At 52.0% G+C, this 26,362-nt stretch carries 20 protein-coding genes and 1 riboswitch; of the genes, 11 read left to right on the forward strand and 9 right to left on the reverse strand.

Features of this window, described 5'->3' with window-relative positions:
* Positions 1 to 100: 100 nt before the first annotated feature.
* The 3 genes from V6P94_RS09790 to V6P94_RS09800 all read right to left on the reverse strand — a co-directional run bounded on the left by V6P94_RS09790 (position 101) and on the right by V6P94_RS09800 (position 3,804).
* Positions 101 to 1,558, reverse strand: coding sequence for a TrkH family potassium uptake protein (locus V6P94_RS09790; RefSeq protein WP_169917082.1), 1,458 nt, complete (start codon positions 1,556 to 1,558; stop codon positions 101 to 103).
* A 616-nt stretch (positions 1,559 to 2,174) separates the two neighbouring features.
* On the reverse strand, positions 2,175 to 2,645 hold the full coding sequence (locus V6P94_RS09795; protein ID WP_338649292.1) for an anti-virulence regulator CigR family protein: 471 nt from the start codon (positions 2,643 to 2,645) through the stop codon (positions 2,175 to 2,177).
* A protein-coding gene (locus tag V6P94_RS09800; RefSeq protein ID WP_095019831.1) for an IS3 family transposase occupies positions 2,642 to 3,804 on the reverse strand; the annotation gives its coding sequence in 2 pieces (ribosomal slippage) (positions 2,642 to 3,549 and positions 3,549 to 3,804; 1,164 coding nt in all). Before V6P94_RS09800 ends, V6P94_RS09795 begins: the two co-directional genes overlap by 4 nt.
* A gap of 875 nt (positions 3,805 to 4,679) precedes the next feature.
* Between V6P94_RS09800 and V6P94_RS09805 the strand changes: the two genes are divergently transcribed.
* From V6P94_RS09805 to V6P94_RS09815, 3 genes are all read left to right on the forward strand, one after another.
* Positions 4,680 to 6,167: a SulP family inorganic anion transporter gene (locus V6P94_RS09805; RefSeq protein WP_338649293.1), complete on the forward strand. Its 1,488-nt coding sequence runs from the start codon at positions 4,680 to 4,682 to the stop codon at positions 6,165 to 6,167.
* 11 nt (positions 6,168 to 6,178) lie between these two features.
* On the forward strand, positions 6,179 to 7,030 hold the full coding sequence (locus tag V6P94_RS09810; protein WP_338649294.1) for a universal stress protein: 852 nt from the start codon (positions 6,179 to 6,181) through the stop codon (positions 7,028 to 7,030).
* Between the two features lie 91 nt (positions 7,031 to 7,121).
* A complete protein-coding gene (locus V6P94_RS09815; RefSeq protein ID WP_133075653.1) occupies positions 7,122 to 7,655 on the forward strand; it encodes an NUDIX hydrolase in 534 nt (177 codons plus the stop codon).
* Positions 7,656 to 7,767: 112 nt separating this feature from the next.
* Here the strand turns inward: V6P94_RS09815 and nhaA are convergent, their stop codons facing one another.
* Positions 7,768 to 8,970 (reverse strand): Na+/H+ antiporter NhaA, encoded by a 1,203-nt coding sequence (nhaA, locus tag V6P94_RS09820; RefSeq protein ID WP_095019791.1) that lies wholly within the window; start codon positions 8,968 to 8,970, stop codon positions 7,768 to 7,770.
* Positions 8,971 to 9,241: 271 nt separating this feature from the next.
* Here nhaA and V6P94_RS09825 point away from each other — a divergent pair, with 271 nt between their 5' ends.
* The 3 genes from V6P94_RS09825 (at position 9,242) to V6P94_RS09835 (ending at position 15,112) form a co-directional block, all read left to right on the forward strand.
* Complete coding sequence (locus V6P94_RS09825; RefSeq protein WP_095019790.1) at positions 9,242 to 11,452, forward strand: LTA synthase family protein; 2,211 nt, start codon at positions 9,242 to 9,244, stop codon at positions 11,450 to 11,452.
* Between the two features lie 425 nt (positions 11,453 to 11,877).
* A complete protein-coding gene (locus V6P94_RS09830) occupies positions 11,878 to 14,610 on the forward strand; it encodes a cation-transporting P-type ATPase (RefSeq protein ID WP_095025396.1) in 2,733 nt (910 codons plus the stop codon).
* A 67-nt stretch (positions 14,611 to 14,677) separates the two neighbouring features.
* Complete coding sequence (locus V6P94_RS09835) at positions 14,678 to 15,112, forward strand: universal stress protein (protein WP_095019788.1); 435 nt, start codon at positions 14,678 to 14,680, stop codon at positions 15,110 to 15,112.
* 216 nt (positions 15,113 to 15,328) lie between these two features.
* Here V6P94_RS09835 and ppa read toward each other — a convergent pair whose 3' ends face one another.
* The 3 genes from ppa to chrA all read right to left on the reverse strand — a co-directional run bounded on the left by ppa (position 15,329) and on the right by chrA (position 17,872).
* Entirely contained in the window at positions 15,329 to 15,859 is a 531-nt protein-coding gene (ppa, locus tag V6P94_RS09840; RefSeq protein ID WP_322151149.1) for an inorganic diphosphatase, read from the reverse strand.
* Between the two features lie 165 nt (positions 15,860 to 16,024).
* Positions 16,025 to 16,408 carry a fluoride efflux transporter CrcB gene (crcB, locus tag V6P94_RS09850; RefSeq protein WP_019822688.1) on the reverse strand — a complete coding sequence of 128 codons (384 nt, stop codon included), beginning with the start codon at positions 16,406 to 16,408 and terminating at the stop codon, positions 16,025 to 16,027.
* A 137-nt stretch (positions 16,409 to 16,545) separates the two neighbouring features.
* Positions 16,546 to 16,606, reverse strand: a riboswitch (Fluoride riboswitch).
* Positions 16,607 to 16,678: 72 nt separating this feature from the next.
* Positions 16,679 to 17,872 carry a chromate efflux transporter gene (chrA, locus tag V6P94_RS09855; RefSeq protein WP_338649295.1) on the reverse strand — a complete coding sequence of 398 codons (1,194 nt, stop codon included), beginning with the start codon at positions 17,870 to 17,872 and terminating at the stop codon, positions 16,679 to 16,681.
* A 686-nt stretch (positions 17,873 to 18,558) separates the two neighbouring features.
* Between chrA and V6P94_RS09860 the strand changes: the two genes are divergently transcribed.
* From V6P94_RS09860 to V6P94_RS09875, 3 genes are all read left to right on the forward strand, one after another.
* Positions 18,559 to 18,924 carry a histone-like nucleoid-structuring protein, MvaT/MvaU family gene (locus tag V6P94_RS09860; RefSeq protein ID WP_095019784.1) on the forward strand — a complete coding sequence of 122 codons (366 nt, stop codon included), beginning with the start codon at positions 18,559 to 18,561 and terminating at the stop codon, positions 18,922 to 18,924.
* Between the two features lie 590 nt (positions 18,925 to 19,514).
* A complete protein-coding gene (locus V6P94_RS09870; protein ID WP_338649296.1) occupies positions 19,515 to 19,916 on the forward strand; it encodes a hypothetical protein in 402 nt (133 codons plus the stop codon).
* 188 nt (positions 19,917 to 20,104) lie between these two features.
* The gene (locus V6P94_RS09875; RefSeq protein ID WP_095023404.1) at positions 20,105 to 21,769 is read left to right on the forward strand and encodes a BCCT family transporter; all 1,665 of its coding nucleotides are present in this window, start codon (positions 20,105 to 20,107) and stop codon (positions 21,767 to 21,769) included.
* 90 nt (positions 21,770 to 21,859) lie between these two features.
* Here V6P94_RS09875 and V6P94_RS09880 read toward each other — a convergent pair whose 3' ends face one another.
* Positions 21,860 to 22,582: a 3'-5' exonuclease gene (locus V6P94_RS09880; protein ID WP_019822698.1), complete on the reverse strand. Its 723-nt coding sequence runs from the start codon at positions 22,580 to 22,582 to the stop codon at positions 21,860 to 21,862.
* Positions 22,583 to 22,584: 2 nt separating this feature from the next.
* Complete coding sequence (locus V6P94_RS09885) at positions 22,585 to 24,459, reverse strand: DUF294 nucleotidyltransferase-like domain-containing protein (protein ID WP_037031797.1); 1,875 nt, start codon at positions 24,457 to 24,459, stop codon at positions 22,585 to 22,587.
* Between the two features lie 472 nt (positions 24,460 to 24,931).
* Between V6P94_RS09885 and V6P94_RS09890 the strand changes: the two genes are divergently transcribed.
* Positions 24,932 to 25,366, forward strand: coding sequence for a YeeE/YedE family protein (locus tag V6P94_RS09890; RefSeq protein ID WP_019822702.1), 435 nt, complete (start codon positions 24,932 to 24,934; stop codon positions 25,364 to 25,366).
* 2 nt (positions 25,367 to 25,368) lie between these two features.
* Positions 25,369 to 25,791, forward strand: a complete 423-nt coding sequence (locus V6P94_RS09895) for a DUF6691 family protein (RefSeq protein WP_106117509.1) — start codon at positions 25,369 to 25,371, stop codon at positions 25,789 to 25,791.
* Positions 25,792 to 26,362: the final 571 nt, after the last annotated feature.

The following is a 26,362-nucleotide window of genomic DNA, read 5'->3' on the forward strand; positions in this document are numbered from 1 at the left end:
GGGCTTTTTATTTCGTATATTTGTAGCCCTCCGGGCTTCATGCTGGGTTGGCTAAAATCTAACCAGCCAGAATCTTAGATGGCTACTTTCTTAATCATCATTAGTACCTCCAAAAAACGGGTGTGATAAGTACCAGTACAGTGAGTATCTCTAATCGGCCCAGCAGCATGCCGATGGTGAGCAACCATTTTGCTGCGTCGGGTAATGATGAGAAGTTACCAGCAGGCCCGATGATGGTGCCAATTCCAGGGCCCACGTTACACACCGCAGTAGCCGCGCCACTCAATGCCGTTGTCCAGTCCAGGCCGATCAAGGCAAGTCCTAAGGCGATAATTGCAATGGTGATGCTGAAGAAAAATGAGAAAGTCAAAAGCGAGCGTAATATTTCCTCGTCAATTGGATGGCCATTGTACTTCTTCTGAATCACGGCTCTTGGATGGATTAGTTGCTTTAAGCTACCTATCAGTAAAGTTGCAGCAACCTGAAAGCGGAAGATTTTGAGGCCTCCAGCCGTGGAGCCCGAACATCCACCAACAAAGGTGAGATAGAAGAACAAAAGAACAGCAAAGCTTCCCCATAGCGTGTAATCGCCAACCGCAATTCCAGTGGTCGTGACAACAGAAGTCACGTTGACCGCTACGATACGAAACGCATCCCACCATCCGTAATCGCTGTGAAAACAGAGCCATGTCCCTACGGCCAGCCAGGTGAAAATCAAGAACCCAATAAATCCACGTACCTGGTGATCCTTAATCAGCGCACGCCGGTTGCCGCGCAATGTCGCAACATACAAGGTAAACGGTAGACTACCCAGAATCATGATGACCACAGCTATCCAGTGGATCGCTGGCTGCGTCCAATGCCCCAGTGAAGAGTCCGAAGTCGAGAATCCTCCAGTTGAGATCAAGGACATGGCGTGGTTGACCGCTTCAAACGGCGTCATTCCAGCGACCCAAAGAGCTAGCGCTCCGAGCCCCGTGAGTCCCAAGTAGAGAAAGAGGATGTATTTGGCGGCCACATGGGAGCGAGGCGTTACTTTTTCCGACCAGTCTGAGGACTCTGTCTGGAAGAGACGCATACCACCCACCCGCAACAGTGGAAGGATCGCTACAGCCATGCCTATGAAGCCTATACCGCCGAGCCAATGCAGCATTGAGCGCCAGATCAATAATCCCGGTGAAGCGGTATCCAAGCCAGTGAGTACCGTTGACCCTGTAGTTGTGATGCCCGACATTGTTTCAAAGAATGCATCGGTGTAACTGATGTCGCTGATAAACACCATTGGCAGCGATGCGAAGATGCACACCACAACCCAACTGCCAGTAGTTAGCAGGTACATATCCCTGGGACGAAGCTGGGCGGTATCTGGGCGTCCTCGTGCGATCAACAGAAGGCCGCAGACAGATGTGATTAAGCTAGACCACAGGAAAGCTGAAAGATCGCCACCATCCCGCTCATAGACCGCCAGTGTGATCATTGGGATAATCATGCTTATAGCTAGCGTGATTAGAAAAATGCCTAAGATGAATCCGATAAGCCGTAGTCCTGCGAGAGACATATAAAATAGCCTGATGAATTAGCGCAGTGCAGTATTGGATGCTCCATCTTTAGGGGTTGTAAAATTTTCGTAAAATCTTTAATAAATTAGGGCGGCAGCGCACACCAGCATCTTGCGGACGTTGGCGGTAACCGTCCGGGCAATACACCTCCCTGATGCCATCGCTTAAGGCGATGGTTTCCACCTAAATTAAGCGGACACCCATGCCACAAGAACGCCGTTCCTATTCTAAATCCTTCAAGGCCTAAGTCATTGCCGAGTGTGCGCAGCCTGACACCTCGATTGTCAATGTTGCCTTGACCTACAACCTCAATGCCAACCTCGTCCATAAATGGATTCGGGTGCGTACGCAAAAAAATCTGGCGCTTAAAAGTGCCTTTATTCCGGTAAAGACGCCGCCATCGGCAGCGGTGCATCAAGTCCTTCCCAGCACGATCCTGATCGAAGTGCCTCATTCAAAAGGCGTAGTCGTTGTGAGCTGGCCGGCAGAAAATGCAGCGGCGTGTTCCGCTTTCCTACGAGAGCTGCTGCGATGATCAGCATCGACTCCATCTGGCTCGCCACCGAGTCTGTGGACATGGGGGCCGGCACTGAAACCGCAGTCGCCATTCAGGCATTAATCAAAAGCCCCGTTGAGCACTTCGTAAATGAGCCCGGTTGCTAGTGCGACGAGTATCAAGTCGGTGCCCGCCTGCTGCCATTCGTATCCATCATAATGCGGCAGCCTGCCGATCAATCGACCATCTAGCTTTTTCGCGATACCTGGTGGAAGAGGCTTGCCGCGAGCGAGGTTTTTCTGAATGCCGGGTGGCAAAGCAGGGCCTGGACTCCAGTAGTCCCGATATCCGTCAACAATCCCAAGAATGCTTCCCCGATTGATACTTGGGCCGTGATTCCAATCGCCGCCCCCGGAGTTTTTGCCTTTGCTTCCCTGGCCGGCCTGATTGCCATGGACTTGGCTGTTTTGCTGGTTTCCCTTGCCGTTTCCCTGCCCCTTTCCATTACTAGGATCGGCCAATGCTTTCGCTGAGCCGCAGACCAGCGCAAGACATGTTAACGCGGCAACCAATGAGCGTGTAGTGGTCAACTCATCCCGGACACGGTTTTGAGTTTTTCTTCCGTTTTCGCTGGGGCCAATCCATCGTTAAATTGATGAGGTCGGATCCAGTTGTAGTGATGCATCAGGTACTGGCTAATATCTCTCTGAGCCTGGTGGCCGGTCATGTAGCCAGTGGTTGGTATCCACTCTGTTTTCAAGCTGCGAAAAACCCGCTCCATCGGCGCATTATCCCAGCAGTTTCCTCGGCGGCTCATACTCTGACGCATGCGATAACGCCACAGCCGCTGGCGAAAGTTGCGGCTGCCATATTGGGATCCCTGGTCTGAGTGAAATAGCAGGCCTTGCGGCTTGCCACGCTGCTCGTAAGCCACATCCAACGCCTTGATCACCAAGTCTGCATCCGGCTTTTCTGATAACGCCCAGCCCACCACTCGGCGAGCGTAAAGATCCATGACAACCGCAAGGTAGTGCCATTTCCCCTGTGCCCAGATGTAGGTGATGTCGCCGCACCAGACCTGGTTGGGCGCTTCGACATCAAATTCTCGGTTCAATATATTTGGGATATCCGGCCGCTCGACTGTCGCCTTTTTATAGGCGTGTGATCCTGGCTGCTTGCTGACCAACTCCAGCTCACGCATCAGCCTGCGTACCTTAAACCGTCCAATTTGCTCACCTTCTTCTTGCATCATCAACGTGATGCTTCGACTGCCGGGAGCACTTCGGCCCTGGGTGAACAACTCGCTCACTCGGCTACGCAGCCTGAGCCGCTCAACATCTGGTGTTCGCCGCCTTAGACGATGCGCGTAGTACCCCGAACGAGCGACCTCAAACGCCTCGCACAAGCAGTCAACAGGCTCATGGACGCTTAGCTGATTGATCAGCGCGTACGCTCGAGATCTTCCGACATCAAGAGCGCGGTAGCCTTTTTTAATATTGATTTCTCGCGCTCGAGGCGAGCAATCCGAGCTTCCAACTCCTGGATTTTTTGCTGCTCTGGTGTCAGGGCCTTGCTCTGGGGCGTGACGCCGGTGCGCTCTTGCTGAAGCTGGTCGACCCAGCGGCGCAGCGCCGACTCACCAACACTCAGTGAACGACTGGCTTCGATGAAGCTGTAGTTTTGCTTGAGCACGAGGTCGGCAGCCTCGCGTTTGAATTCAGCGGAAAAGGTACGGCGTTGTTTGGTCATCTGACACCTCGATCTGGCGAGCATTCTCGCCTAAAAGGGTGTCCGGTTTCATTAGACCACTACAAGCGTGATCTGTGCATGAGTCGTTCCTTCAGGGGGGGGCGGGATATATCTGAACTTTAGACGCTATTCACGATGCGGGTTGCAAGGCCTGGAAGCCATGGCGGATTACCGCATAGAAAGACTACTAACTAAAAGAATGCCGTGCTGCGCATCAAGGATGGATTTCCGAAGCAGAAGGATGCTTCCAAGGAATCAGGAGGATCGGGCATCAGCGTGACTAATAGCGCTGGCAAGGTAAGCGTCTGGCATGGGTTCAAGGCAAGTTGAATCTGGCTTAAGAAGTTGTCCAGATGCTTTTGCCCGACGCTTACCGTTAGCGAGGCTTAATGCGTTCAAAAGCCACCTTTGAGCGACCTAGATCAAAAGTCGGCTGGAAAACAATAAAATGCATCTGGTTGGCTAATATCTGCACTTCTCAGAAGTGTAGTTCCCAACTGAGAGGTCGAGAGCTTACAAGAGGAAGCGTAGACGAGGGATGTATCCAAGAGGTGTTAGTCATCGCAAATCTCCCAATGCGAGACAACAGGTCGTAATCGACACTAGTTACAATGTATAATTTCGGCTCGCATCCACTTTGAGCTACAGGAACACTAGCATGACTGTACTCCAAACGATCTACTGGCAGCCTACGCCGCCTTAGCGCTACGCCCCCTCGCAACACCCTGCTTCCGCTAGCCTCGCTCGCGGGTGCGCACTGCTGTACGCCTGGTTCTACACCTTAAGCACACAGCAAAAAATCCTCAAAATTTGAATTTTCATCGGTTCGCTCGCCATTCCTTTGGCGTGCGCGATGCTTTGCCTTGGATATTTATATGCTGCAAAAACTTAGACAAACGTGGTTTTCCAATGTCCGTGGAGATGTGCTCGCGGGGATCGTGGTCGCACTTGCACTGATTCCCGAAGCCATCGCCTTTTCCATCATCGCCGGCGTTGACCCAAAGGTTGGGCTTTACGCCTCTTTCTGTATCTGTGCTGTTATCGCCTTTGTCGGTGGTCGTCCCGGCATGATCTCGGCGGCTACCGGCGCCATGGCACTGCTCATGGTTACTCTGGTTAAAGAGCACGGACTTCAGTATCTGCTTGCAGCCACGTTGCTCTGTGGGGTACTTCAAATTCTCGCGGGTTACCTGAAGCTAGGTTCACTGATGCGCTTTGTCTCTCGCTCTGTGGTCACGGGTTTTGTGAACGCCTTGGCGATTCTGATTTTTATGGCGCAGTTGCCGGAACTTACGAATGTCACTTGGCACGTCTATGCCATGACCGCAGCAGGCCTCGGGATCATCTACCTGTTCCCATACGTACCGAAGATCGGCAAGCTGATTCCGTCACCGTTGGTGTGCATCCTGACGCTGACTGCCGTCGCCATTTACCTCGGTTTGGATATCCGCACCGTCGGTGACATGGGCCAACTGCCTGACACGCTCCCGATCTTCCTCTGGCCTGAAGTACCGCTGAATTTTGAAACCCTGCGTATCATTTTCCCGTACTCGGCTGCCTTGGCCGTAGTGGGTCTACTCGAGTCAATGATGACCGCGACCATCGTCGACGATCTGACCGACACCGCCAGTAATAAAAACCGCGAGTGCAAAGGCCAGGGTGTGGCCAACATCGCTGCCGGCATGCTTGGCGGCATGGCAGGTTGCGCCATGATCGGCCAATCGATCATCAACGTGAAATCCGGTGGTCGTACCCGTCTCTCAACATTGTGCGCCGGCGTTTTCCTGCTGCTGATGGTGGTGTTTCTTGGCGAATGGCTCTCCAAAATCCCTATGGCGGCACTCGTAGCTGTGATGATTATGGTGTCCATCGGCACGTTTAGCTGGGATTCCTTGCGCAATCTGAAAAAGCATCCGCTGTCGACCAACCTCGTGATGGTGGCGACCGTTGTGGTCGTCGTGGCCACTCACAACCTAGCCTATGGCGTACTGGTAGGTGTGTTGCTGGCTTCGCTGTTCTTTGCCAATAAGGTTGGGCACTACCTGAATATCAAGAGCACTCTGGAAGAGACGGAATCGCATCGGACTTACCACGTCGTGGGCCAGGTGTTCTTTAGCTCTGCGGACAAGTTCACTGAAGTCTTTGACTTCAAGGAAGCTCTCAACAAAGTCACCATCGATCTCACACAGGCGCATTTCTGGGATATCACTGCCGTCGCAGCGCTGGATAAGGTCGTGATCAAGTTCCGTCGTGAAGGCGCTGAGGTTGAAGTGCTCGGTCTCAATGAAGCCAGCGCAACAATCGTTGACCGCTTCGGTGTACATGACAAACCCGGTGCCATCGACAAGCTCATGAGCCACTAAGGAGAACGACAATGACCCACGTAATGGCATGCATTGATAACTCACAATCCTCATTGGCGGTCTGCGATTACGCAGCATGGGCCTCGCAACGACTCAGCGCTCCCCTGACCTTGCTTCATGTGCTGGATAAGGAGAAATATCCTGCATCCGTAGACCTCAGCGGCAATATCGGTCTCGGTAGCAGAGAGCATCTAATGGAAGAGTTGGCCACGCTGGATGAGCAGCGTGCAAAACTGGCCTTGAAGCATGGGCAGCACATGCTTGAAAAAGCTCGCGAGCGGACAGTTATCTCTGGCGCAATGTCACCTGATCTGAAGCAGCGCCATGGCCATCTCGTCGAGAGCCTGAGCGATCTCCAAGACGATATTCGATTACTGGTGATTGGAAGAGTCGGTGAGGACAGCACGCGCAGTGCCCAAAGTCTTGGCACCCAGATTGAAGCGGTAGTCCGAACTATCCACCGCCCCATCCTGATTACAACCAGCCATTTCAGGAAACCTGAAACGGTCATGGTGGCATTTGACGGCAGCGCTACAGGCCACAAGACCGTACAGATGATTGCTTCAAGCCTGCTGTGCGAAGGCCTGCCAATTCATATCGTCATGGTTGGTAAGGACTCTGAAGAAAATCAGAACGAGCTGGAGAAAGCACGAGCCACATTTGCCTCTTCTGGCTCGTTGGTGCATGCCGAGATCCGCCCAGGCGAAGTGGAGTCGGTACTTCATGCATATCAGGCAGAGCAAGGCATTGACCTCTTGGTCATGGGGGCGTACGAGCACTCTCGCATCAGGCAGTTTCTGGTAGGCAGCACGACCACGACGATGCTGCGAACATCCACTTTACCCGTATTGCTGCTTCGCTGAGCCAATTCCATTGGCCACAGTATTTCCAGAACTGCGGAAATGCCGTGGCCATTCTGGACGATGACTACTGATCTTGCCGTAACGAGACCACATGCAACTCATAACTGAAATTGTTCACCCCGAGCTGAAATCCAAACAGGGCAGAGTATTCCGTCGACATGCAGCACGCGGCATCGTGATTCGGGATGATCAGATCCTGTTGCTGTTCACCGAGCGCTATAACGACTTCAGCTTTCCTGGAGGCGGTCTTGATGGTGACGAGGACATTGTCACAGGCCTGAGGCGTGAGCTTGAGGAAGAGACTGGTGCCCGTGAAATACAGGTACTCCAGCACTACGGTTATATCGAGGAGTACCGGCCCTACTGGAAGCCACAGTACGATCTGATGCACATGACCTCGCATTTTTATCAATGCGAAGTCGCGCCCCAGCTAGCGCCCGTGAGAATGGAAAGCCACGAAATCGCTAATGGTATGCGGCCTGTCTGGATCAACCTGCATGAAGCCATAACGCATAATGAAGCCGTGATGCAGCGTCAGGAGTCATCGATGGGGCAGTCAATTCAGCGCGAAACGTTCATGCTGAAAAAAGTCGCGTCCGAGTTGATGCCGCCAATCAGCCTTTGAGGGGCTATCTCAGCAGCTTGTGGCGTAAAGCACGATGACCTCACTTCGCGAGACGATGTTCCAGCCACAGGATTTCTGTCTGGGAGAAACTCCGTGGCCGGCTCGCTTACGCTTATTTAGAGACCGTGGCGGCGACAATGGCGGGCCCAGCGCTGCGTCGCAAAATCAGGACTCCACCGATTGCAGCCAAGGTCGAACCGATCAACACACCGACTTTTACTTCGTCGATCAGGTGAGCTGATCCAGCAAACGCCAGGTTTCCGATGAACAGGCTCATGGTAAAGCCGATGCCACACAAGAGCGCAACGCCGTAAAGCTGTGCCCAATTGCTGCCTTCCGGCAGTTTGGCCAAGCCCATACGAATGGCCAGAGCAGCCAATAGGAAAATGCCAATCTGCTTGCCCACCAACAAGCCGAGCGCAACACCCAGCGGAACCGGATCGACTAGGTTTTCCATCGAAATACCGGCTAATGAAACACCCGCGTTGGCGAAGCCGAAAATCGGCACCACAGCGAATGCTACCCACATGTGCAGCTTCTCTTCTAGGAAGAGCAGTGGAGACCTGGCTTCCTCTTCTGGCTTGCCCATTGGGACACACAGTGCAACGGCAACACCCGCAAGAGTGGCATGCACCCCCGACTGCAGCACGAAGAACCACAGCACACCACCGACCAGCATATATGGGAATAATCGTCTGACGCCCAATCGATTCATTGCGATCAGAATGACTAGGGTTGCGAGCGATGCCAGCAACATCGGCATGGAAAGACCAGTGGTGTAGAAAAAGGCGATGATAACCACAGCACCCAGGTCGTCAATGATCGCCAAGGCAGCGAGGAAGACCTTCAGCGACGTAGGGACTCGCTTCCCCAGCAACGACAAGACGCCCAAGGCGAATGCGATGTCGGTAGCGGCTGGAATAGCCCACCCCTTCAACGTCTCAGAATTACCCCAGTTGATTGCGATGTAAATAAGCGCAGGCACAACCATGCCACCGACGGCACCAAATCCAGGCAAGGCGCGCTGTCCCCAAGTGGAGAGCCCTCCTGCCAGAACCTCTCTCTTGATCTCGAGTCCGACCATCAGGAAGAAGATCGCCATCAAGCCATCATTGACCCAATGCTCGACAGACATGCCCAACCAGACACTGTGCAAGGCTGCAAAATAACTTTGCGAGAGAGGCGAGTTGGCCACGATTAGTGCCGCGAGTGCTGCGCCCATCAGCACAAGACCGCCAGCGGACTCCGACGACAGGAAGCGAGCCAGAATCGCGGCTGCTCTAGGGGTTTCGGCTTTAGCTTGATGATTAGTCATCAACGTCCTTGGGATCACTTCAAAGGTAATATATTAACACTTGGCCCATACATGCGCGGCGGGGTTAAACAGCCTGAAACAGTTAATGCTGAAGGGCATAGTCAGCGAGCATTCCTCAACGCAAGCCTCTGAAATAGGGCTTACGTCCAAGCACCAATGCCGTCACTGACTCGATCCACCGTCTCCTTTTCGAATAACCCGATGAGTCGTCCCACTGCTTGATACCATCCAGCACACTTATATGAAGATTTAATGTCTGGAAGGCCTTTGCGTGAACGTTATCCATCGCTGGTTAAGTCAACCCCGTGCACGTCTCATCGCCTTGATCGGACTGGTTCTGATCATGCCTTTGTGCCTGCGTGCAGCTCTGGGTTGGTCGAATCCACTTGGCTATCTTTCAGATCTGGGAATTGCGAGCCTGCTCATCGTACTCTTGCATCGCTGTCCTTGGTGGTTAGCGCTACCGGTATTGCTGGCATGGGGGCTTATGACTCTGGCGACTGCCGAACTGGTCAGCGCGGTCGGTAGGCTTCCCAACTCATCAGACCTGCACTACCTGATCGACCCTCAGTTTTTGGAAAACTCTACCGGGGGTGGTTTCGCCCAGCCTTGGCTGGCCGCTACTCTGTTTCTTGGGCTGGTGGTTTGGCTGGTCACGCAGTACCTAGGACGCTCCGCTACGTCTCCGAGCTTGCCACGAAACGCGTGGGCAGCACCGCTACTGCTGTTGATCACCCATTGGGGTGCTCAGCACCTGTACCCCTCAGAAGAAGACCAGTGGCGCTTGTTCAACCTGCCACATCAGTTGATGGCCGCGAGCGTTGGCGATGTTCAGGCAAGCGCAGAAGAGTGGCTGGAGCGTGATGTTGTCGATGTTCCACCGCAAATGGCGGGGCTTACTCAACTCGATCTGGACGGACAGAAATTGCTCGCGGCACCAGGGCGGGCGCGAAATGTGTTGATCATCGCGCTGGAAGGTATTCCTGGTGCCTACGTTGGCGTCAACCGCCAAGCCCTGCACAGCAGCTATCAAGAAAATCTCATGCCCAACCTCAGTCGCTGGGCAGAACGCGGAATGAATACGCCGGATTATGTACTGCATAGCCATCAAACCATTCGCGGCCTTTACGCTATGCTTTGCGGCGATTACGACAAACTGGACAACGGAACGCCCAAGGGGGTTGAGATGTTGACCCAGAACAAACGGAACAAGGCGTGCCTCCCAGCCCAACTGCACAAGAACGGATTCGCCACGCACTACCTTCAGGGTGCAGGCCTTAGATTCATGGCCAAAGACAAGATCATGCCGCACATTGGCTTCGATGCTACCCACGGCTTGGAATGGTTCACCAATAGCAACTATCTAGATTTTCCTTGGGGCAAAGACGACAAGGCGTTCTTCGAAGGGGCACTCGACTACGTCGGCCAGCTGAAAAAGCAGAAAAAACCATGGATGCTGACCCTGCTGACCGTTGGCACCCACCAACCCTATTCGGCCCCTCAGGACTATCTTGAGCGCTACGACACACCCAAGCAGGCTGCCGTCGGATATCTGGATGATGCCCTAGGGCAATTCCTCAACGGCCTGGAACGCCAAGGCATCTTGAAAAACACCTTGGTGGTGATCACCTCGGACGAATCTCACGGAATTGATGGAGTGCGCCTAGCTTCCTCTTGGGGTTTCAACCTGATGTTAGCGCCCGAGCAGGATCAGTTGCCCAAGGTAAAGTCTGGGGTCTACGGGCATGTCGATCTGAGTGCCTCAATACTCGACTATTTCGCCTTACCTGTCCCCTCAGCCTTGAGCGGTCGCTCGCTGTTTCGTGACTATGAAACAGGCCGCGAGATCATGTCGTTCACCAACGACAAGCTGCGTTATCACGATGGCCAAGGCACCTTGATCGAGTGTGACTTTCAACAACGTTGCAGGAATTACAATAGCGCAGGGTTCATTGCCGACCACGCTACCCTTGCTGGACAGTACGGGGGCAAACGAGCACGAGAAATCACATCAAAAGCCTCGGCGCTGGATCATTCGCTGATCCGGACACCGTTGAACCAGCACTACCAGTTCGGCAGTCCCACCATCATCCCGCTTCAGGCACAGATCAAGGATGACTGGGCTGACAACCTGATCGGTGCTCAGTATCTGGAAATGCCCAAGGGCTCACAAACACGCGTGCGCCTGACCGTGCGCTCTTTAGATCCACAGCAGAACGCTTACATCCTGCTGAAAGCCAAGGAGTTGGAGCAGGATGTGCCACTGGGGCTGCCAGCAGAAATGGTCGTCACTGCCGATCAGCCGCTGGAGATGGACTTCAGTTTCGATAATACGCAGCCGCGTAAAGCGTTCTCGTTCCACCTGCTTGGCTATGGGCTAGGTGCCGTTGAAGTGAGTGACTTCAGCGTTATTACCGAGCTGCTAGAAGCACCGGAGGCGCTGGAAGAGTCCCAGGTTGATAACGTAGCTAAATCAAGTTAGGGCGCTATGCATAACTGGGATTAAGTTGAAAGCATTAATATTCCGGGTTTTACAAGGCAACACAGGAATATTGCAAAAACTGCATGCCATATAGTGAATAAACAGAGTTTTCTTAAAAGCAGCAGTAGTATTTATGCCTCCCCGTTTTTGCTTCGCGCAGTGCTCGGTTGCATGCAATATTAGATAAAAATCTAGAAGATTAAACTTCTCACCAAAACATTTTGTCACATTAATTGCTGCTGATAGTTTGATCTACATCAGTAATTGCCAGCCGGTTGATTGCGTTACATCTATAGTTCCTGTCAGCTAGAAGGAACTATAGGATGTAAGACCGAAAATAATGTTTTCAGCCTTATATTCCCACGCTCGCTCATGATCACCTCAGCCCGTCTCACTTGAGCTGTGTGCACAGGAGATACTCATTGATGAAGCAGGTGGTCGACGCATCAACGGGGCAAACACCAATCCCTCCGCATTCCGTGGCCTGGCACTCCCTACCTGCAGAGCAGGTGACAAACCTGCTTGAGGTCAATGAGCATGTCGGGCTGGAGGCCGCCGAAGTTCAAGCCCGGCTTGACCGCACTGGTTTCAATCGTTTGCCAGAAGCCGCACGGCGACCCGCCTGGCTGCGATTCATGCTGCAATTTCACAACATTCTGATTTATGTGCTTCTAGGATCCGCTGCGATTACCGCGATGCTGCAGCATCTGTGGGATACGGTGGTGATTCTGGCGGTGGTCATTGCAAACGCAATCATTGGCTACGTCCAGGAAGGCAAAGCGGAAAAAGCCATGGACGCTATCCGGCAGATGCTGGCACCGCACGCCGCCGTGATTCGCGCAGGCCAACGCTTAAGTATTGTGGGCGAGGAGCTAGTACCGGGCGATATCGTATTGCTGGAGGCGGGAGACAAAGTCCCTGCTGATCTACGTCTGCTGCACGTGAACAGACTACAAATTCAAGAAGCAATTCTCACAGGTGAGTCCGTACCCGCAGAAAAGCATACCGAACCAGTGGGCCTTAAAGCCGCTCTGGGTGATCGTACCTGCATGGCGTTCAGCGGTACGCTCGTGACATGCGGACAAGCTACAGGGGTTGTAGTTGCTACCGCAGCTGCAGCTGAGATCGGCCGCATCAGTACGCTAATTGCTGGAGTAGAAACGCTGACAACTCCGCTGGTGCAGCAAATGAACGTCTTTGCACGTTGGCTGACGATCTTGATCTTGCTAGTCGGTGGACTTCTGCTCGTGTTCGGCCATTATGTCGCGCACTACGAGTTCACAGAGATTTTCATGATCGTAGTCGGGATGTCAGTAGCGGCGATACCTGAAGGATTGCCCGCCGTCCTTACCATCACGTTGGCTGTCGGAGTTCGCGCAATGGCTCGCCGCAACGCTATCGTGCGTCGCCTGCCTGCCATCGAAACACTAGGCTCGGTATCCGTCATCTGCACTGACAAAACTGGAACACTGACCCGCAACGAAATGATGGTCGCATCGGTCGTCACGAACGATCTTCTCTTCACGGTCGATGGCGCAGGTTATCAGCCAGCGGGAGGCTTCAGGATTGCCGATCAGCTGATCGAGATATCGTCTCACCCTGCGCTCTCAGAATTGGGGCGAGCAGCAGGTCTCTGCAACGATGCCGTGCTGCGCCAGAATAAAGACTTATGGACGGTTGAAGGCGATCCGATGGAGGGAGCCTTGCTAGCGTTTTCCGGAAAAACCGGAATAGATAGCGATGAAGATCATCGTACCTGGCCACGAAGCGATGCCATTCCGTTTGACGCGAAACACCGTTTTATGGCGACCCTCCATCACAACCATAATCGCCATGCTTCTATCTATGTAAAAGGTGCGCCAGAGCAAATACTGGCCATGAGCACGCGGCAGTTCGTAACCGATGGCGTGACTGAGCCCCTTAACGCGGACTACTGGTACGAACAGGCAAACACCATCGCCGCAAAAGGGCAGCGTGTATTGGCGTTTGCAGCTAGGTCAGTTCAGCCAGAGCACACTGTGTTGGAGTTTGGGGACGTGCAAGGGAAGTTAACCTTGTTGGGCATGGTCGGGCTAATTGATCCGCCTAGACCCGAGACGATAAAGGCAGTTCAACAATGCCAGGCAGCGGGAATTGTTGTAAAAATGATCACTGGCGATCATGGCGGCACCGCCGCCGCAATCGGTCGTCAGATTGGCTTGCATAATCCCGACAAGGTGCTGACTGGTGTAGACCTGGACTCCATGAACGATGCCGCCCTCAAGGAGGCGGTAAAGGAAGTCAATATCTTTGCTCGTACCAGCCCTGAACATAAACTCAGGTTGGTCATGCTGCTGCAGTCGAATGGCATGACAGTGGCAATGACGGGCGATGGCGTTAATGACGCACCAGCGCTAAAGCGTGCCGATGCTGGCATCGCTATGGGGGGAAAAGGTAGTGACGCCGCCAAGGAAGCTGCCGACTTGGTGCTGGCTGATGACAACTTCGCGTCCATCGTTGCTGCAGTGCGCGAGGGGCGTACAGTCTACGACAATATTAAGAAAGTCCTGAGCTGGACGCTTCCCACAAGCGCAGGTGAAGCCATGACCATCATCGTGGCCCTGCTCCTCGGCCTTACACTGCCGGTGACGCCGATACAGATTCTGTGGATTAATCTTATAACCGCAGTAACGCTCGGCATAGCGTTGGCATTCGAGCCCACCGAAGATAACACCATGCGCAGACCGCCTCGTTCGCGCAAAGAGCCATTGATAAGCGGTGCTTTAGTCTGGCATATGGTGCTTGTTTCTATTCTGTTCCTCTGTGGTGTTTACGGCATTTTTTCGTATGCGCTCGACCGTGGCTACTCCGTGGAGTTGGCCCGAACCATCGCGGTGAATACGCTAGTCGTGATGGAAATTTTCCATCTGTTCTTTATTCGTAATCTCTACAGCACATCGCTCACCTGGAAGGGCATTCGTGGCACCAAGGTCGTGTGGATGACCGTCGCAGTGGTTACCTTGGCCCAGTTCGCCATCACCTACGCGCCACCTCTGCAAAAGGTGTTTGCCACAGAAGCGATCCCCTTCCTTGATGGCCTACTTATCATCGGGGTCGGTGTTGCGCTCTTTGCGATCATCGAGATTGAAAAACAGATTCGAATCCGCCTGTCCGAGTAGAACTGATTGCAAGCTGGCAATCCCCTAACGACAAGCATCTTCATGCCACTGAAAGAGGATTTAGAAAATGCATAAAATACTTGTAGCTGTCGATGGCTCCGAGCACTCGGAGCGCGCAGTGCGTTACCTTATTGGGCTAATCCAAGATGGCGGATTACTGGGCGGTAGTGTTGAGGTACATCTGGTGAATGTACAGCCACTGTTACCAACTCGAATTGCACACGACATGAGAGCGGATGAGATTGATCGTTACTACGGTGATAAAAGTGCTGAGAGCTCACAAAAAGCTGGGGTGCTTCTGAAGCAGGAAGGGGTTGCATTTACACTTCACACCTTACAAGGCGATGCAGCAAGCCAAATCGTGGCGTGCTCACACTCTTTAGGATGTAACAACATCATCCTAGGCTCACATGGCAACGGCTTTCTTGCAGGGATTTTTCTGGGCTCTGTCGCGGCAAAGGTGATTCAGCTCTCAGATATACCAATCACCTTAGTCAAATAGGAAATCGTCAAATGCATGCTAGCGCGACCCCATAAGTGGGTTATCAAAGGCCGATATTCTGGAATGACTTTGATTGAGTTGAGTCATGCGCAGCATAGCCATCCACTTTTCTATGCGTGTGGTTCCCTCGACATTTGATGTCCCGAGCGACTGAGAGGCAAATCACTTGCCCCTCAGTTCTGACTCCCGGCTGATGCTTTCAATTTGGAGTGAAACCTACTTGGGAATATACGCAGCTACCGACTTGCGAATCTCTTCCCGCGCCTCATCCGCGCTCCCCCAACGCCCCATCTTCACCCACTTACCCGGCTCCAATGCTTTGTAGTTTTCAAAGAAATGCTGGATCTGTGCGAGGAGTAGCGCAGGGAGGTCTGAGCACTCCTTTACGTCGCTGTACATCGAGCTGAGTTTTTCATGAGGCACAGCGATCACCTTGGCATCCGCTCCGGCTTCGTCAGTCATGTACATCACACCCACCGGGCGACTGCGGATGACAACTCCAGGTGAGACGGGATAAGGGCAAACCACCAGGACGTCAAGAGGATCTCCGTCATCGCTCAACGTATTTGGAATGAACCCGTAGTTGGCCGGATAGAACATCGGTGTGCTTAGGAAGCGGTCAACGAAGATCTGTCTGCTCTGCTTGTCGACCTCGTACTTGATCGGCGAGTGGTTTGCAGGGATCTCAATAACTGTGAAGAAGTCATCGGGGATCGCGTTACCAGCAGGAATGTCCGCGTAGCTCATGTTCATACCTCCGATGTTGTAGAAGTGGTTGCGTCGGACGGATCTCTCCCAAGTGGGCCCATTTCTTTTGGCAAATCGACTATCCATTCGCCTAACATCATTCTCTGATAGCGACGGTTACGTTGAGTAAAGAAAACGACCATAAAGCCTTTCATGTCTATCTCCTCAGCGAGTACCAATCACTTGGTATGAAAGAAGCCCTGCAGCGGTCATCGCCAGCGAACCAACCACGTGCAACGAAATTGAGCCAAGCGCCCAGAGCAGTTTTCCCTCCTGAATCAAGGTGACTGTTTCGGCTGAAAATGTAGAAAAAGTGGTAAGACCACCACAAAATCCGGTGATGATCAGGAGGCGCCATTCAGGGCTGAGCGAAGGCGATGCAGCCAAGAAGGCGATGGTCAGCCCTATGAGATAACCCCCGACCATGTTCGCGACTACAGTCCCGGGAGGAATCGTAGGAAATAGAGCGTTCAGCTTTATACCCAAAAGCCAGCGTAACCAAGCACCAACTGAGGCGCCGATGGCAATGACGATCAATGATTTCAGCATGACGAGCACTCCTTACCAAACCTGGAGGGCCAAGCATGCAGAGGGACAGCGCTGTAAGATGGGCGAAGCACGAAAAGTAAGATCATATCCTGTCCTAAATTAGGGACAGGGAGCGACACCTACGCACCCTGTCTAGGGTTCACGTAGGCATCATCAGCACAAGGCGGTTAAAGGAGGAATGCCATCTCCTGATAAGATCCTATAGCATCCGCGCTACTGACATCAATAACCTCCTATACAGATCAAGATACCTTTGGCTGATGCTTGCTTTCAAAGTACACCGCTGAGCCACCATCCAAGCATTCCACTGCCCAAGACGACTACCCATGGGGGAACCCTCCAAAACATTAGGGCGACAAGGGCTATCAGCGCCAAACCGAAGTCTTGAGGTTTCAAAATTGCACTCGTCCAGACTGGGTTATATAAGGCCGCCAAGAGTAGCCCTACTACTCCCGCATTAATTCCTGCAAGGGCCGATTGGGTGCGAAAACTATGTCGTAGTTGCTCCCAGAATGGCAGCACGCCGATTACGAGTAGGAATGAAGGTGCGAAGATAGCGACCAGGCATACCGTAGCTCCGATCCAACCAGAGGGTTGGGCGTTCATGGACGCTCCGAGAAATGCTGCGAAGGTAAAGAGCGGGCCCGGTACGGCCTGTGCTAAGCCATACCCAGCAATGAATGTGTCGTTGGTTACCCATCCGTTGAATACGGTCGCAGACTGAAGTAACGGTAGTACAACATGCCCCCCTCCAAAAACTAATGACCCTGCTCGGAAAAAGGCATTCGTCATAGCTAGTGCTTCAGAGGGCCAAACCTGGATCAAAAATGGTAGGCCTACCAATAAGCCAAAGAATACCACCAACGATACCAGACCTACTTTTCGGCTAACTGATATTGGAAGGGGCCCAGCAGTATGCTGTTGAGCAGGCTTGAAAAGCATCAGACCGATGACAGCACTGCAGATAATCACGGCGATCTGCCCCCAGGCATTTGGCCAGATGAGTGCTGCGCAAGCTGCAAACACAGCGATGGTTACCCTGGGTACATCAGTACAAATATTGCGCGCCATTCCCCAGACGGCTTGAGCAACAACAGCAACCGCGACGATCTTAAGTCCGTGCAAAAGACCGCTTGGGAATGCATTTCCCCACGCGGACATCCCTTGCGCAAACAAAACGAGGATTATTGCCGATGGCAGTGTAAACCCAGCCCACGCGGCAACTGCTCCAGAGAAACCAGCACGCGATAGCCCCAAACCTATGCCTACCTGGCTACTGGCAGGCCCTGGCAGAAACTGGCACAGGGCGACCAAATCGATATAACTGCGCTCACTGAGCCATTGGCGCCGAACAACAAACTCTTCGCGGAAGTAACCTAGGTGTGCAATTGGCCCTCCGAAGGAGATGAATCCCAAGCGCAAGAACACCAGAAAAACCGTCCACGGGGTATGGGCTGTAATCATCTTGGTACTACTTTCAGCTGACAAGATTCATGCTCCCAAAAATAGCGGCTGTACTGACCAATTAACACTGTGGCTACGCTCTACAATCCAATATGCCTGTTTTAGGAGGCGCTTACATCGATTTACACACACCGACGACTTTGGGCAGAGGCAGGGCGATGGTTACCTTAGTCAGCAGGTCAATCCGCAAGAAGCCGTTGAAGTAGCCCGAGGCGTGACTGGACATTCAGTGGATTTAAAAGGCCTGCTTGGGCTGGGCCCGGTGTCCGATCTACATACCCAAATCTGCCTCAAGACGGGAACCCTTCAAATTGGTCGGCAATGTCCCGACGGGCATGATTTTCAGTATCTCGCTAGTGAGATACTCGGCGTGAGCGGAGTAAGTCGCGATTCGCCCTTGCTCAACCGACCTATAAAGCACAGCCGCGTCTGCAGCTGCTGGGTAAATCTCAGAATACTCAGCACATCATCCTGAATAACCCCTAGTTTCATAGACACATCCATGCCACAAAGATGTTGACCTCAATACTTCGCTTTTGACAGGGAACGAATAAAATTAGAGTGTGAGCCCAGACTCCACAGTGCGCGCCTTCGTGATCGTTACTCATGGATCTTATACCTAAACGATTGGCGGAAAACTCCAAAGTTGGTGTATTGTTATGGGACTAACTACGTAGAGATTAAACATGTCAAAACTTGCTGAATTTCGCCAACTCGAAAAACACCTTGCCGAACAACTCGAGGCTCTCGAAACACTGAAAGGCGATGCTGGCCTCAAAAAGGAAATAGAGTTTGAGTCGAAGCTGCGCGCTCTGCTTGCTGAATACGGTTACAGCCTGTCTAACATCATCAACTTGTTGGATCCTCAGACTGGCCGCAGCACTCCAGTAGTGAAATCCAAAGCTGGCACTCGTAAACCACGTCAGGTGAAGGTCTACAAAAATCCGTACACTGGCGAGGTCATCGAAACCAAAGGTGGGAATCACAAAGGTCTGAAGGAGTGGAAGGCAGAACACGGCTCAGATACCGTTGAGTCCTGGCTGACCAAGTGATTTTGGTTTGAGTACAAAAGGGCCGTTCGAGGGCCCTTTTGGTATGTTATTTGAGATAGGTGGTTGATCTTCTCGGCGGAGAATTCAAGCATCTCCAGAGGCTCTTGAGTAACTCCTATCTGACGCTGAAATCTGTGCGTTTTTGGCCATAGAAGCTTAGTGTTAGCCAACTCCCCCAGATTACGACCCATCCTGACCGCCCCTGCTGAGTATCAAAACAATAACCTGATAAACAAGGACGGTTTTCCCCGTCGTATTAGCGACATCGACTTTAAAAACAGCCCCCCCCAGTTCATAGTTCCGTGCGTGGATGAGTGTTTGTATTACTTAAGCTGAGAGCTAGAGAATATCCCTAGGCACGACCGGAGCCACAAGCGTTTAATCGCACCGACGGGGCGAGTTGGCAAAGAGACCGGCAACACCTTTGCCGACACTAGTCAGTTCGACAGGATCACCCAGCGCATCAATGGTGACCAGAATGGAGTGGCCGATCGGCAGGCGCTGTATGCCCAAGCGCTCAAGGTGTTGGCGTGATGGAGGATACGGTGTTGGGTGCTGCTGATCATCCTTGCCCTGATGGTGGGTAGCGCGTGAACTGCATGGCCGTGGCAGGCCACGCCTACGATGAGCAATTGGTCGCCAAGGAAGCTGCCCACCAAACCAAGTTCACCCTTCTGGCCAATGCCAGCCCCACGCGGGTTCTGGCAGAGCAGGGCAAGCTCCTTACCCTAGAGCAATTGCTGGCAGCCAGTGACCGATCCTATTGCCGAACTCTGACCTATGCAAAAACCAAACAATCACGCTTGGGTGATCGCTTGCTACTGCCGGCCTGCGGCTGTAAGTCCAACTCGACGGAGCTACGAATGGTTGTGACGCAGTGCAACCTACCACCGGTGCCGGCGGCATGGCTTATGGTGCCCTTAGAACCCAACTTGTTCCAGCGCATGCCCAACGAATTATCGGAGTCTACGGTGACGGCGATCAGGGACTAATCGCGTTGCAAGCCTGCCAAGGCTACGCGAGAGAAGTCTCTGGTAAGAAGTTAAAAGAGCTGAGGTTTTAGAAATTTTGTTCCCAAAGCTTGCTAGGATAGCTTGGCTAAAATCTCGTTTTACCATAGGAACAGCGGGGATAATGATAATTACACGTTTTATGACGTGAATCTCAAAAGGGGAATCTTATGGTTGGAAAGCCTACGGATGATAGTCCAAACACACCTTCTCAACCCAGTGAAGGCATTCCTGCTCCTACTGGAGCGGCCAATCTTATCGATACTGACTATGTCATTGGTCAAGACAACATCAAGGGAGAGTTTTCGTTCTCACTCGATATCCACGGTAAAGTTTTCATCATTTCAGCAGCTACCATTTTACTATTCGTGATTTTGACGCTGGCATTGCAGAATGAAGTAGAACCCCTTTTTAGCTCCATTCGAAACTGGCTAACCAGCCATCTAGCCTGGCTCTTCATGAGCATTGCGAACGTTTTTGTCTTGCTATGCATTGCACTTATTTTCTCTCCGCTGGGCAAGGTTCGTTTGGGCGGTAGAGATGCCAAACCAGACCATAGTTACGTCGGTTGGTTTTCAATGCTTTTTGCTGCGGGGATGGGCATTGGGTTGATGTTTTATGGGGTAGCCGAACCCATGTCGCATTACGCTGCTTCAATGGGAGGTGTGACAGTCGATGCGAGCGGTTTACGCACGGATTGGGCGCCCCTAGGAGGTGCCGAAGGTGATATGAAGGCATCTGCTGACTTGGCGATGGCGGCTACAATCTTTCACTGGGGACTCCATCCTTGGGCTATATACGCGATTGTGGCGCTGTCTTTAGCGTTGTTTTCTTATAACAAAGGCTTGCCACTTTCAATACGCTCAATTTTTTATCCACTATTGGGTGAGCGTGTCTGGGGATGGCCGGGACATATCATCGATATACTAGCGGTATTTGCCACGCTATTTGGTTTGGCGACCTCTTTAGGGATTGGCGCAGAACAGGCTGCCGCAGGGATTGAATATCTCTTCGGAATTCAATCGACGAATCTGAGCAAGGTTGTACTGATCGTTGGGATCACCATAATCGCTCTTTGGTCAGTCCTTTCCGGCTTGGACAAGGGCGTCAAAATGCTTTCCCAGATCAATATGGGGCTTGCGCTGCTCTTGTTGGTGTTCGTAATCATTGTGGGGCCGACCCTGGCTATTTTCACTGGATTCTTTAAAAATCTGGTGACTTATGTTGAATATTTGCCTGCGCTCTCAAACCCATTTGGACGTACTGATATCGAGTTCACTCAAGGCTGGACTGCCTTCTACTGGGCTTGGTGGATCAGTTGGTCACCATTTGTAGGCATGTTTATCGCTCGCGTCAGTCGTGGTCGAACTGTCAGAGAGTTTCTGATCTCTGTTCTACTTGTGCCTTCAGTAGTTTCTGTATTATGGATGACTACGTTTGGCGGTACGGCAATTGACCAAGTGACCACTCAAAGCCTTATGGGAGTCAAGGACGCGGTCTTAGAGCTGAAGTTGTTCGCCATGCTGGGAGAGCTCCCCCTCAAGGAGATCAGCTCATTCCTAGGTATTATTCTGGTCATAGTGTTCTTTATTACTTCCTCTGACTCCGGCTCATTGGTGATCGATACCATCACAGCTGGAGGCAAGGTTGACGCGCCTGTTCCTCAACGGGTGTTCTGGGCGGTAATCGAAGGCGTGATTGCGATTGCTCTGCTATTGGGGGGCGGTCTGGTGGCACTGCAGGCAATGGCAGTATCCACGGGGTTGCCTTTCGCAATAGTTCTAATGATAGGGTGTATCTCTCTAGTGAAAGGACTAATGTCTGAGCCTCGCTAGTCAGTATGAGCTAGGCTATAGGTAAGATTGACCTCAAGCTTCAAGGTGTAACATATCTATCTGCTTGCACCTTGAAGCTATTAACTTGGTTCAATTCCATAACTCACCGACAGGTGTGAGTGGCGAGTAGTGAGTTGCTATCTGCGCCTGCAACAACTCGGCAGTCGCGAGAGCATCGGTTAATGCATGATGTGCGTGATAAGCCGGCAGGTTCAACCTAGAGCGACTGTCTGCCAGCCGTATGGACTGTTGCTTGCGTCCAATCAGTCGGCCGAACCAGCTAATTTTTTGCCTATGGAAGTGTGCCTCTAACTGCATCGTATCGATTACTGGAAACTTAAGGCCTTCACCTAAATACCTACGCACTGCCTGATCCAAGAAGGCGCGCTCAATATTCCGGTAATGGACGACAATCACTCTGCCCGCCATGGCTTCAAGCAAAGGATCAAGCACCTGCGCAAACACAGGGGCATCTAAAATTTCGGCATGGGTTATGTGATGAAAGGTCACTGACTTTTCATTCAGTTCGGACGATGGTTTTATCACCCAGTAGAGTGAATTCCCGCAACAAATACGATTAAGCGTGAACGGCATAACACCAATACTCACGATGCTGTGGGACTGTGAGTCAAGGCCGGTAGTCTCTACGTCCATGGCCAGCAGTTGAACGCTCTCAATGGGTGCCAGCGCTGAAACCGCGCCAGCTTGATAGAACTTTCGTAATAGAGGATTAACCGAAATCTTCGCCAATGTCTCGAACTCGGCAGACCAGTCCAGCACTCTATTTTCAGGCTGCTTTTTTAGATTTTTCATCGCTAAAAGCGGCCCTTTGAAGGATATCGGAATCGCAAGAAATTTTGGCCATTGCTCAACACCTGAAACGCTTCTTTGAGGTTATGTCGTTCACTGCTAGAAAAGCGCTCGGGCTCAATGTAGTTATTGAGTGATGCCCCCTGTTCAAGTGCGTCCGCCTGGTGTCGAATACGCACCATCGACAGGAACTCTAGTGCGTACCGAAGTTGCTTTAATGCTTCTGGAGGAATGACTTTACTGCGGGCTATAGCATCCATGCGATCAAATGAATTCTGAGCGGTACTGCCACATGCTAGTGCATGAATCCGGATAAGGTCGGTCAGCGGTGCCGTGCCACGCCCTTTAAGGTTGATGATCCTTTTTTGCTGTCCGTCAGTCTCAACGACAAAAGTACGAAAGAATCCTAATGGCGGCGTTCGATTAAGGGCAATACGAGCCATTGCGCTTAGAAATACAGGGTGTGTACTGGCTTTTCGAGCGCAAAGGTCTTTAAGCTCTTGTACCAACTCAAGCTTGCCAAAAACCCCATCCAGATCGAAAAAAATACAGCTATTAAGCAACGTAGTTGGATTAGGTTTTTCGATCCACTGATCGAAGTAACTTCGCCATACCTTCAAAGGCTGTCGCCACTGCTCGTTGGTCGCCATGACCCCGCCCTTGCAGTAGCTGTAACCGCACGCGGCCAGTCCATCGCTAACAAACGTTGCCAGGGCTCGAAAGTAAGAGTCGTGTTGGATCGGATCGAAGCTGTCGTCGAGTACTAACGCGTTGTCCTGGTCAGTCACTAACAACTGCTCATCACGCGCCATTGATCCCAAAACCATAAAGCAGTAAGGCACTGGAGGCGGGCCTAACTTTTTCTCGGCCAGCTCAAGCAAACGCTGGGTAAAGGCACGGCCAATACCTGAAATCGCGCTTCCGATCATGTGCGCAGTAGCCCCGTCACGCACCATGCGGATATAGGTTCCTCGCAGGTCACGCAAAAGTGATCTCAGGCCTTCAACTGAGGTCTGGTTAGAGATTCTGTTAACCAAGTACAAACTGCTATGCGATTCGTACCTGATAATATCCGACAGGTTTATAAGGCCAATTGGATTACCATCGTGCACAACCGGCAAGTGATGAATATTGCGGCGCAACATCACAAGCATGGCTTCAAAAACTGAATCATCGGAGCCAATTACAACCGGATCGACTGTCATAATGTCGCTGGCACGAGTTTCGTCAGCGTTTAGGCCCACTGCAACAAATCGCGTGCGAAGGTCTCTATCTGTGACGATCCCTTCTATTTCAGCCGTCTTTAAACCTGCTGGAGACATGACTAGAACGCAGGATACACTTTGCTCAGTCATGATTTTTGCAGCTCCGCCGACAGAGATATCTGACGTGACCCACACCAAGGGACGTGAGATAAGGGCGCGACATTTGAGCTGAATAAGCTCACTAGCACGCCCCTGAGCTTCAACAGCAGTTTTGAGTCTCGAGTTTCCCTCTGCTTCAACGAAGTCAGCGAAAGCATCATGTTGCGCACAAAGGTCAGCGAAAACGTCGGCAGGGATGTAATAGATCAGGCTATCTTCCAACGCTCGGGCGGGAAAGCGTACCTTGTTGCTACGTAACAGACCTGCCTGACCGAATAGGTCACCTTCGACGAGACGGTCATAGAGCTCACCATTACGCCGGTAAATCTCCACCGCACCACTACGAACATAATGCAGATCCTGAATGGTCGCACCGGCTTCAAGAATGTCACTGCCGGCTTTGAAATAACTAACTTCAATTCGCCGAGCGATGGCGTCTACCGACTCCTTTGGCAGGGCATCAAAAGGAGCGAAACGATAGAGGTGGTCGCTAATCTCCTGTAACTCAATCTGCATGAAACCTCGTGATGCTGGAAAAATAAAAGTCGCGAGCGCCATAGTTGGCGAATGGGAATAGTCTTTCTGTATCGGCAACCACATCACATCCGGTGACTAGGATCAAGCTTCGTGGCTGACTTACGTTATGCGTTGTAACCACTTTGAGTAACTGCGTACGGTAATTTTTGCGATACCTAGAGGATCAATATTAATCGCCCCGGCTTTCTGAGGTGTTCAGCAATCACTATTCGCCTAGAGGTGGCCCTCCTGAAATGCGGCAACCAGCCAAAAGCGGACTGATCGAACCTTGCCTCATCTTGTGTCCTTTTGAGGCTTCGATATCTCTAGGAGAGCCGGGGCGGATTCAGGGGCTGAAATCCTATACGGGTCACGACAGGGTCTTTGATCGCCTTTAGGGGGAGCTCAGAGTCTCAGGTGACACCTTTGAAATCCATGTCTTTTACCACCACTTATATGCAGGAGATGCAAAATGAGCATTGATTGGATCAACTTCACGCCTTGGACTTCATTAGCTGGAGGCGCCTTGATAGGGCTGGCTGCTAGCTTGTTTGTTCTCGCGAATGGACGCATCGCCGGCATCAGTGGACTGCTTGGAAGCGTGCTGCGATTCGATAGTGAGGGTTGGAGTGAGAAGGCGTTATTTCTTCTTGGTCTACTAATTTCTCCGTTGTTGTGGGGAGCGTTTACCGTAATGCCAGAGATCGAGATTAAGGCAGGGTGGCCGACGCTGATCATTGCGGGCTTGCTTGTCGGAGTGGGTACTCGTTACGGATCTGGTTGTACAAGCGGCCATGGCGTTTGCGGGATCTCTCGACTCTCAGCACGATCCATCACGGCAACGATGTGCTTTATGTTTGCTGGCTTTGCAACGGTGTACGTCATCCGTCATGTGGTGGGAGCATGAAAATGATCAAGTTGACCGCCTTTTTTGCAGGACTGATCTTCGGCCTTGGTCTTCTCCTGGCAGGCATGGCGAATCCCGCCAAAGTATTAGCTTTTCTTGATTTGGCCGGGGCCTGGGATCCATCACTCGCACTGGTGATGGGTGGGGCCATCGCGGTGGCGATTATTCCCTTGAATTGGGCGCGCAAAAACAAACAATCCTTGTTGGGTGCCCCGATGCAGTTTCCAATGAAAAGGGAGTTGAATTCCCGCTTGATTGGCGGCAGCCTGTTGTTCGGTATAGGTTGGGGTCTTGCGGGGATCTGCCCTGGGCCAGCGTTAACAATTCTGCTCACAGGGCACGGCCAAATCATCATATTCGTATTGGCCATGTTGGCCGGAATGTACTTGTTTAACCTATTAGAACGTAGCGCACGACCCGATTAGGCTGAAACCGTGGACACGAGTACTGGGAGCACAGTCAGACTCTCAAACCTGCTGACCAGATCGATAACACGTATTTCCGGCCAAGGAATATTTGATGTCCGGGCTGAACGATTCACAAGTCTTCATTTTCGCTGAGCGATTCTTGCTGCCCTGGAACCGAATAAAACTTTCGCTGATGGCGTTTAGCTTTTGATTGAACGATGCGGGCTATGCTGCAAATTCCAATACCCAACTCGACCCTCGCGCAGAATCTGACAGCCAAAGCTGATCGATTGAAAAACCAAACAAGCACGCCTTCGTGTCCGCTTTGCTGCTGATCTGCGGCTGTCAGTCCCACTCGATGTCACCGCCACAACTGGTTGTGACTGACCACAACTGCGGCGTGGTTTATTGCGCCCATAGAGCCCAACTTGACCGAGCTCATGCTAGACGAATCGTCGGCGACCATGGGCTGATCGCCCTGAAAACCTACCCAGGAAGTATCGGCAAGTAAAAAAAGGAGTGATCGAATCAACATGTTTTGGAGGTGCTGTCTTTAGATTTTGAACCAGTGAGTTGATCAAACCAAACA

Source organism: Pseudomonas sp. ML2-2023-3, assembly GCF_037055275.1.
Classification (GTDB): Bacteria; Pseudomonadota; Gammaproteobacteria; order Pseudomonadales; family Pseudomonadaceae; genus Aquipseudomonas.

Coding starts and splice junctions, on each gene's coding strand:
- V6P94_RS09790 (WP_169917082.1), bottom strand. CDS start 1,558: ATGTCTCTCGCAGGACTACGGCTTATCGGATTCATCTTAGGCATTTTT.
- V6P94_RS09805 (WP_338649293.1), top strand. CDS start 4,680: ATGCTGCAAAAACTTAGACAAACGTGGTTTTCCAATGTCCGTGGAGAT.
- V6P94_RS09810 (WP_338649294.1), top strand. CDS start 6,179: ATGACCCACGTAATGGCATGCATTGATAACTCACAATCCTCATTGGCG.
- V6P94_RS09815 (WP_133075653.1), top strand. CDS start 7,122: ATGCAACTCATAACTGAAATTGTTCACCCCGAGCTGAAATCCAAACAG.
- nhaA (WP_095019791.1), bottom strand. CDS start 8,970: ATGACTAATCATCAAGCTAAAGCCGAAACCCCTAGAGCAGCCGCGATT.
- V6P94_RS09830 (WP_095025396.1), top strand. CDS start 11,878: ATGAAGCAGGTGGTCGACGCATCAACGGGGCAAACACCAATCCCTCCG.
- V6P94_RS09835 (WP_095019788.1), top strand. CDS start 14,678: ATGCATAAAATACTTGTAGCTGTCGATGGCTCCGAGCACTCGGAGCGC.
- ppa (WP_322151149.1), bottom strand. CDS start 15,859: ATGAGCTACGCGGACATTCCTGCTGGTAACGCGATCCCCGATGACTTC.
- crcB (WP_019822688.1), bottom strand. CDS start 16,408: ATGCTGAAATCATTGATCGTCATTGCCATCGGCGCCTCAGTTGGTGCT.
- chrA (WP_338649295.1), bottom strand. CDS start 17,872: ATGATTACAGCCCATACCCCGTGGACGGTTTTTCTGGTGTTCTTGCGC.
- V6P94_RS09860 (WP_095019784.1), top strand. CDS start 18,559: ATGTCAAAACTTGCTGAATTTCGCCAACTCGAAAAACACCTTGCCGAA.
- V6P94_RS09875 (WP_095023404.1), top strand. CDS start 20,105: ATGGTTGGAAAGCCTACGGATGATAGTCCAAACACACCTTCTCAACCC.
- V6P94_RS09880 (WP_019822698.1), bottom strand. CDS start 22,582: ATGAAAAATCTAAAAAAGCAGCCTGAAAATAGAGTGCTGGACTGGTCT.
- V6P94_RS09885 (WP_037031797.1), bottom strand. CDS start 24,459: ATGCAGATTGAGTTACAGGAGATTAGCGACCACCTCTATCGTTTCGCT.
- V6P94_RS09890 (WP_019822702.1), top strand. CDS start 24,932: ATGAGCATTGATTGGATCAACTTCACGCCTTGGACTTCATTAGCTGGA.
- V6P94_RS09895 (WP_106117509.1), top strand. CDS start 25,369: ATGATCAAGTTGACCGCCTTTTTTGCAGGACTGATCTTCGGCCTTGGT.